Below are 6,899 nucleotides of genomic sequence, written 5' to 3'. Positions count from 1 at the left end.
GGTCTCCTCGGCCGGGTCGACCACCTGGACCAGCACGCCGCGCACGCCATTGGCCACGTGCGGCCGCAGCCAGTCACGCAGGAGCTCCGGGTGGTGGAGGAAATCGCCGAACAGCACGGCCCGGGCGTGGGCGGGAATGCGGGTGGCCGGCAGGTGGGCGTCCTGGGCAAGGGGCTCGCTGGAGCCGAGCGAGCGCAGGATCCGGCTGGCGACAGTCTTGCCGACCACCGCGCGTTCGTCGTGCCCGAGCACGCCGACCCGCTCGCCGCCATCGACCAGCAGGTCGCTTAAGGCGATCATCAGCACCGCGGCACGCTCCAGCTTGCGCGGCACGGCGTGGCTGGAGCGGAAGGTCATGGACGGGCTGCGGTCGCACCACAGCCAGGCGGCCTGCGCCGCCTCCCATTCGCGCTCGCGCACGAACAGGCGGCTGCCGCGCGCCGACTGGCGCCAGTCGATCCGCTGCGCCGGGTCCCCCGGCTGGTAGGGCCGGAACTGCCAGAAGGTCTCGCCCGGACCGGCCCGGCGCCGGCCATGGACACCCTGCACCACGCCCGCCGCGATCCGCCTGGCCTCGAGCTGGAGGGCCGGCAGGCGGGCGGCGAGGCCCGCCGCCTCGGCGCGCTGGCCCAGCGGATCGCGCTGCGGCTCAGAGCGCATGGGCGAGCAGGCGGCGGATCAGCTCGTCGGCGTCGATCCCTTCCGCGCGGGCGGCGAAGCTGGGGGCGATCCGGTGGCGCATCACCGGCCGGGCGAGTGCGCGGACGTCGTCCAGCGAGGGGGCGATCCGGCCGTCCAGCAGCGCCTTGGCCCGCACCGCCAGTGCGAGGGCCTGGCTGGCGCGCGGGCCGGCGCCCCAGGCGAGCAGCCGGTCGAGGTCGGGCAGGGCACCGCTGCCGGGCCTGGCGGCTCGCACCAGCTTCAGGATCGCGTCCACCACCTGATCGCCGATCGGCAGGCGCCGCACCAGGCGCTGCCACTGGTCGAGCAGGCGCGGGTCGGCGATGACGGGTGCCGTCGCCTCGGTGCCGCCGGTGGTCACCAGCACCATCCGCCGCTCGGCGGCCTCGCTCGGATAGTCCACGTCGATCTGCAGGAGGAAGCGGTCGAGCTGGGCCTCGGGCAGGGGATAGGTGCCCTCCTGCTCGACCGGGTTCTGGGTCGCCAGCACGTGGAACGGGCGCGGCAGGTCGTGGTCCTCGCCGGCCACCGTCACCTTGCGCTCCTGCATGGCCTGCAGCAGGGCCGCCTGGGTGCGCGGGCTGGCGCGATTGATCTCGTCGGCCATGAGTAGCTGGGCGAATACCGGCCCGCGGATGAAGCGGAAGGCGCGCCGCCCGTCCGGGGCCTCGTCCAGCACCTCGGAGCCCAGCACGTCGGACGGCATCAGGTCGGGCGTGAACTGGACCCGCTTCTGGCTGAGCCCCAGCACGACACCCAGCGTCTCCACCAGCCGGGTCTTGGCCAGGCCCGGCACGCCCACCAGGAGGCCGTGCCCGCCCGCCAGGAGGGTGACCAGCGATTCCTCGACCACCCGCTCCTGGCCGTAGACCACCATGGCCACGGCGTCCTTGACCCTGGCCAGACCGTCCACCGCCGCCTCGACGGCCTGAACCGCCACCTCTGCGACCGGCTCGTTGGCAACGCTCATCCGCCCTCCATCGGCAAGATCGCGAAACGAAGGCCTGGCATCCCGGAGCGGCCCGGCGGCGCGGGCAGCAGGACCGGTGCCGGCCGTGCGGGAGCGGCCGGTCTTGCTCGACCACCTGCACCCAACACACATATGACCACAGGATCGGCGTTTCCACCTCGACGCGCAACGCGGCAGGATGGTTCGGCCGCAGGGTGGCCAGGAGCGGGACAGGAGAGTGGACTTGAGCGAGGGCGGGCCGGGAGGCGGCGCTACCAGGCCGATGATCGACTGCGGCAATCTCGACCTGCGGATCGAGGCGGACGGGAGCTGGCATTACCACGGCTCGCGGATCGACCGGCAGCCACTGGTCCGGCTGTTCGCCTCGGTGCTGAGGCGCGAGCCGGACGGCAGCTACTGGCTGGTGACGCCGGTCGAGCGCGGCCGGGTCGAGGTCGCCGACGCGCCGTTCCTGGCGGTCGAGGCGGAGGTGACGGGCGAGGGGCAGGCGCGGCGGGTCCGGCTGCGCACCAACCTGGACCGCTGGGTCGAGCTCGGCCCCGAGCACGGGCTGCGCAGCGGGCAGGGGCCCGATGGCGGGCCGCGCCTCTACGTTCAGCTCGACGGTGGCCTGGAGGCGGCGCTGGCCCGGCCGGTCTGGTACCAGCTCCTGGAGCTGGCCATCGAGGACAGCGGGCCGGACGGGCCGGTGGGCCTGTGGGCCGGCGGCCATCGCCACGACCTCTCGTCCCTGGCGGCCGATGGAGACACGGCTTGAAGGAGGTGGAGCTGGCGGCAGCCTGGCGTGACCCGGCCTTGCTGCGCGCCCGGCTGGAGCGGGTCCGGCCCGTGCCCCAGCGCCTGGCGGAGAGCCTGAACCGTGGCGACGAAGGGTTCGAGGAGCTGCGCCCACCAGGCCTGCCGCGACCGGCAGCCGTGCTGGTGGGCCTGGTCGAGCGGCCGGGCGGGCCGTTCCTCCTGCTCACCACCCGCACCGCGCATCTGCGCCATCATGCCGGCCAGGTGAGCTTCCCGGGCGGACGGATGGAATCGAGCGATCCCGACCCGGCTGCCACCGCGCTGCGCGAGGCGGAGGAGGAGATCGGGCTGCGGCCGGACGATGTGGAGGTGCTGGGCGAGCTCGAACCCTACGACACGGTGACCGGGTTCCGCATCCATCCGGTGGTCGGCTGGATCCGGCCCAGCGCCGCGTGGATCCCCGACCCGTTCGAGGTGGCCGACGTGTTCGAGATGCCGCTGGAGTTCGCGGTCAACCTCGCCAACCACCATCGCGAGCAGCGGATGCGCGACGGTCGGCTGCGCACCTACTGGACGCTGCCCTGGAACGGCCGGCACGTCTGGGGCGCCACGGCCGGGATCATCGTCAACTTCGTGCAGCTCCTGCGTTGGCGGCCATGAGCAGTCTGCCCATGCGGCTCGATGCTCCCTGGCTCGGCTGGACGAGCACCCGCCTGGTGGTGGCGGCGCTGACCGAAGGCGGCGGCCAGTGCTGGTTCGTGGGCGGCTGCGTGCGCGACAGCCTGCTGGCACCAGGCCGGCACGATGCCGCGCTCGACATCGACCTCACTACCGACCTGCTGCCCGAACGGGTCGCAGCCTCAGCGACGGCGGCCAGGCTGAAGGCCATCCCCACCGGCATCGAGCACGGCACGGTCACGGTGGTGGCAGAGGGCCGGCCGTTCGAGGTCACGACGCTGCGCCGGGACGTCGCCACCGATGGCCGCCATGCGGTGGTTGCGTTCGGCGGCAGCCTCGCCGAGGACGCCGGCCGTCGCGACTTCACGATCAACGCCCTCTACGCCCGCCCGGACGGTGAGCTGGTCGACCCGTTGGGCGGTCTCGCCGACCTGCGGGCCCGGCGCGTACGCTTCGTAGGCGAGCCGGAGCGGCGGATCCTGGAGGACCATCTGCGCATCCTGCGCTTCTTCCGCTTCTTCGCCCGGTTCGGCGGCGCGGCACCCGATCCCTCAGGCCTCGCCGCCTGCATCCGGCATGCGGCACTCCTCCAGAGCCTGAGCGCCGAGCGGGTCGCCAAGGAACTGCTGAAGCTGCTGGCCGGCCAGAACGTCCTGGCCAGCCTCCAGGCGATGGCGGACGGCGGCATCCTGGCGGCGCTCGCCATGGAGGATGCCGAGGCCGGCCGGCTGGCGCCGCTCCTGCGCCTTGCCCCCGATGCCGACCCGCTCCTGCGCCTGGCGGCCCTGTTCCACGAGCCGTGGCCGGTACCGGGGCGGGGCGAGCGGCTCGCCTTGCAACTGCGCCTGTCGTCTGCCGAGAGCCGCCGGCTGGAGGCTGCCCTGGGCGAGGCGGCGCCGCCGCTGGACGAGGCGCCGGCGGACCTCCAGCGCCGGTGGTACCGGGAAGGCGGCACCGAAGCCTGGCGGGACCGGTTCCTGCTGGCCGCAGCGGCACGGGGGCTGGGCCCGGAGGCGGTGAGGGCGTCGCTGGCGCTCGCCCGCGCCTGGGCCCGTCCGGAGTTCCCGATCGGCGGGCGCGACGCACTGGCGCTCGGGATGCGGCCGGGGCCCAAGGTCGGCACGCTCCTGCGCGCGGTCGAGGCCTGGTGGCTGGACCGGGACATGCGGCCGGACCGGCAGGCATGTCTTGCCGAACTCTCCGCACGTTACCGGCTTGACGAACCTCCGCCAGACCCCTAATCACCCGCTCGCACGGCCGTTGGGGGATAGTTCAACGGTAGAACGACCGGCTCTGACCCGGTTAATCCTGGTTCGAATCCAGGTCCCCCAGCCAACTCTCCGGCCCGGCCAGCTTCCCAGCATTACCGGTCGATCATCAGCTGCCACGACACTGGCAGGTGAGAATCATTGCGGCTGGATTCGTCGGCGTCTGCCGGAATGCCGGCTCCGGCGCGCCCGCGGCATGGCCGCGACCGCGCCGGCGAGGCTGCCGGCTCAGCCCTGCATGATGTCCTTGAACCTGGCGAACCACTCGCTCTCGTTCTCGACCTGCACCCTGGTCGGGATCGAGATCAGCCGCGCGAAGTCCTCAGGCGTGGTCGGATAGGCCGGGTCGCCGGCCAGGTCGGCGGGCGGGGTCAGGCCCGGCACCATGCCCGGCAGGCCCAGCCCGTCGCACCAGACCTGCTGCGCGTCCTTCGACAGGGCGAAGTTCACGTACTGCCTAGCCCAGTAGAGCTCGTTCTCGGGCAGGCCCTTGGGCACCCACAGCCCGTCCGTGTCGACCTTCGCGCCTTCCTTGGGCACCGTCCAGCTTACCGGGATGCCGTTCTTCTTGGCCTCGCGGGCATTGCTGATGATGGTGCAGGCGAGGTCGATCTCGCCGTTCTGGAACCAGGTGGTGAAGTCCGGATCCTCACCCAGCAGCGGCTCGTTCTGCTTCACCTTCTCCATGAAGTCCCAGGCCGGCTGCATGTTCCCCGGGATGTCCTCGACCTTGCCGCCGCCGGCGACCTGGGCGGGGAAGTGGAAGCCGATCCCGTCGTCATAGAGCGCGATCCGGCCCTTGAACTTCGGGTCGGTCATCACCTGCCAGCTGTCCGGCGGGCCGTCCGGGAAGGCCTCGTCGGCATAGGCCAGCACATAGACATAGGAGTAGGTGTTGACGATCGGCACGCCCTCCAGCCCCTTCGGCCGCGCACCGTCGAAGGCGGTGGCGAGGTTCGGCAGGTCCGACAGGTCCTCGGTCACGCCGCGCAGCGCCGACTTGGTGGCGTTCACGGTCGTGTCCCAGTTGACGTGGATCGGCGGGACTCGGCCCTGTGCTGCCGCCTGCCAGATCTTGGGCTGGATCTCGTTGTCCTCGGTGAGGTCGTGGCGCACGCGGATGCCGGTGGCTTCGGTGAAGGGCTGGCTCACCCCCTTGTCCAGCGAATCCACCCAGACCCCGCCCCAGGCGCGCACGATCAGCTCGGCCGGCTTGTCCGGCGCGTCCTGCGCAAGGCTCGGCCTCGCCAGCATGGCGGTGCCGAGCAGGGCACCGGTGCCGGCCAGGGCCATCCTGCGGCCGATCCTGAATTGGTTCATTGATTCCCTCCTCTCGAAGCTCCGGGAAACGGCAGCAGGTCGTCGGGTGACCAGCCGACCGTCACCGTCCCGCCTGACGGCGGGAGCGGGCCCCCCGGCCCGCCCGTGTCGAACAATTGCAAGTGCAGGTCGGCCAGGGCCGGCAGGCGCACGCCCAGCACCCGCCGGTCGCCCTCGAAGATCACTTCCTCCAGCACCGCCTGATGGCCGGGCGCGCTGCCCAGCCGGATCCGCTCGGCACGGATCGCGAGGTCGACCGGCGCGCCCGGGCTCAGCGCCGTCGCAGGGGCGCAGGCCAGCAGCTCGGTATCGCCGACCTGCACCCGCGCCCGGCCGTCCGCGTCCAGGCCCAGGAAGCTGCCGGGCAGGAAGTTGGTGAGCCCCAGGAAGCCCGCGACGAACCGGTCCGCCGGCCGGCCATAGGTGATCTCCGGCGGGGCGTCCTGGCGCACCCGCCCGTTCGCCATCACCAGGATCCGGTCGGACATCACCAGCGCCTCGCGCTGGTCGTGGGTGACGTTGATCGTGGTCACGCCCAGCTCCTGCTGGATGCGCCGGAACTCCAGCTGCATCTCCTCGCGCAGCTTGCGGTCCAGTGCTGCCAGCGGCTCGTCAAGCAGGAGCAGGTCGGGCTCGAACACCAGCGCCCGCGCGATTGCGACCCGCTGCTGCTGGCCGCCCGACAATTCCTGGATCCGCCGCTCGCCCAGCCCGCCCAGCTGCACCAGCTCCAGGTAGCGCTCGACCCTCGGCCGGATCTCCGCCTTGGGGATGTGGCGCATGTGCAAGGGGTAGGCCACGTTCCCCGCCGCGGTCAGGTGCGGGAACAGCGCCAGCTTCTGGAACACCATCCCGACCTTGCGCCGGTAGGGGGGCAGCGCCTCCACCGGGATGCCGTGCACCTCGATCCGGCCCTGGTCGGGGGTGAGGAAGCCCGCGATCGCGCGCAGGATGGTGGTCTTGCCGGAGCCGGATGGTCCCAGCACGGTGAGAAAGCGGCCGCGCTCCAGCTCGAACGAGACGTCCTCGCAGGCGACCGCATGGCCATAGCGCTTGGTCACGCCCGCCACGCGGACCATGACCTCGGGAGAAGGCGTCAGCTTGCCGGCCTCCTTGGCCGCTCGGTGAAGGGTGCGCGCAAGCTCTACCGCCTGCGCACGGCCATGCAAGGGGTGGGCAACGGGCCGGGCAAGGGAGCGGGCGGCTTGCCTGGCGGCGGCCGCACCCTAACTGGCAAAGGAAGG

7 protein-coding genes and 1 tRNA gene are annotated in these 6,899 nt (G+C 72.2%); 4 read left to right on the top strand and 4 right to left on the bottom strand.

Features of this window, described 5'->3' with window-relative positions:
- A partial coding sequence (locus VNS22_RS21245; protein WP_325736013.1) for a DUF58 domain-containing protein occupies positions 1-660 on the bottom strand: 660 nt, incomplete at its 3' end.
- On the bottom strand, positions 650-1,651 hold the full coding sequence (locus VNS22_RS21240; RefSeq protein WP_325736011.1) for a MoxR family ATPase: 1,002 nt from the start codon (positions 1,649-1,651) through the stop codon (positions 650-652). The genes VNS22_RS21245 and VNS22_RS21240, both read right to left, overlap by 11 nt.
- Positions 1,652-1,868: 217 nt before the next feature.
- Here VNS22_RS21240 and VNS22_RS21235 point away from each other — a divergent pair, with 217 nt between their 5' ends.
- The 4 genes from VNS22_RS21235 to VNS22_RS21220 all read left to right on the top strand — a co-directional run bounded on the left by VNS22_RS21235 (position 1,869) and on the right by VNS22_RS21220 (position 4,402).
- Positions 1,869-2,408, top strand: coding sequence for a DUF1285 domain-containing protein (locus VNS22_RS21235; protein ID WP_414653408.1), 540 nt, complete (start codon positions 1,869-1,871; stop codon positions 2,406-2,408).
- A gap of 5 nt (positions 2,409-2,413) precedes the next feature.
- Positions 2,414-3,049, top strand: coding sequence for a CoA pyrophosphatase (locus tag VNS22_RS21230; protein WP_325736015.1), 636 nt, complete (start codon positions 2,414-2,416; stop codon positions 3,047-3,049).
- Positions 3,046-4,308, top strand: coding sequence for a CCA tRNA nucleotidyltransferase (locus tag VNS22_RS21225; protein ID WP_325736007.1), 1,263 nt, complete (start codon positions 3,046-3,048; stop codon positions 4,306-4,308). Before VNS22_RS21230 ends, VNS22_RS21225 begins: the two co-directional genes overlap by 4 nt.
- Positions 4,309-4,328: 20 nt before the next feature.
- Positions 4,329-4,402 (top strand) — tRNA-Gln (locus VNS22_RS21220).
- 161 nt (positions 4,403-4,563) lie between these two features.
- Here VNS22_RS21220 and VNS22_RS21215 read toward each other — a convergent pair.
- A complete protein-coding gene (locus tag VNS22_RS21215; RefSeq protein WP_325736005.1) occupies positions 4,564-5,655 on the bottom strand; it encodes a PotD/PotF family extracellular solute-binding protein in 1,092 nt (363 codons plus the stop codon).
- Complete coding sequence (locus tag VNS22_RS21210; protein ID WP_325736003.1) at positions 5,652-6,734, bottom strand: ABC transporter ATP-binding protein; 1,083 nt, start codon at positions 6,732-6,734, stop codon at positions 5,652-5,654. Before VNS22_RS21210 ends, VNS22_RS21215 begins: the two co-directional genes overlap by 4 nt.
- Positions 6,735-6,899 lie beyond the last annotated feature (165 nt).

Source organism: Geminicoccus sp. (assembly GCF_035556675.1).
Taxonomy (GTDB): Bacteria; Pseudomonadota; Alphaproteobacteria; order Geminicoccales; family Geminicoccaceae; genus Geminicoccus.
This window is presented reverse-complemented; position numbering and strand designations above follow the sequence as displayed.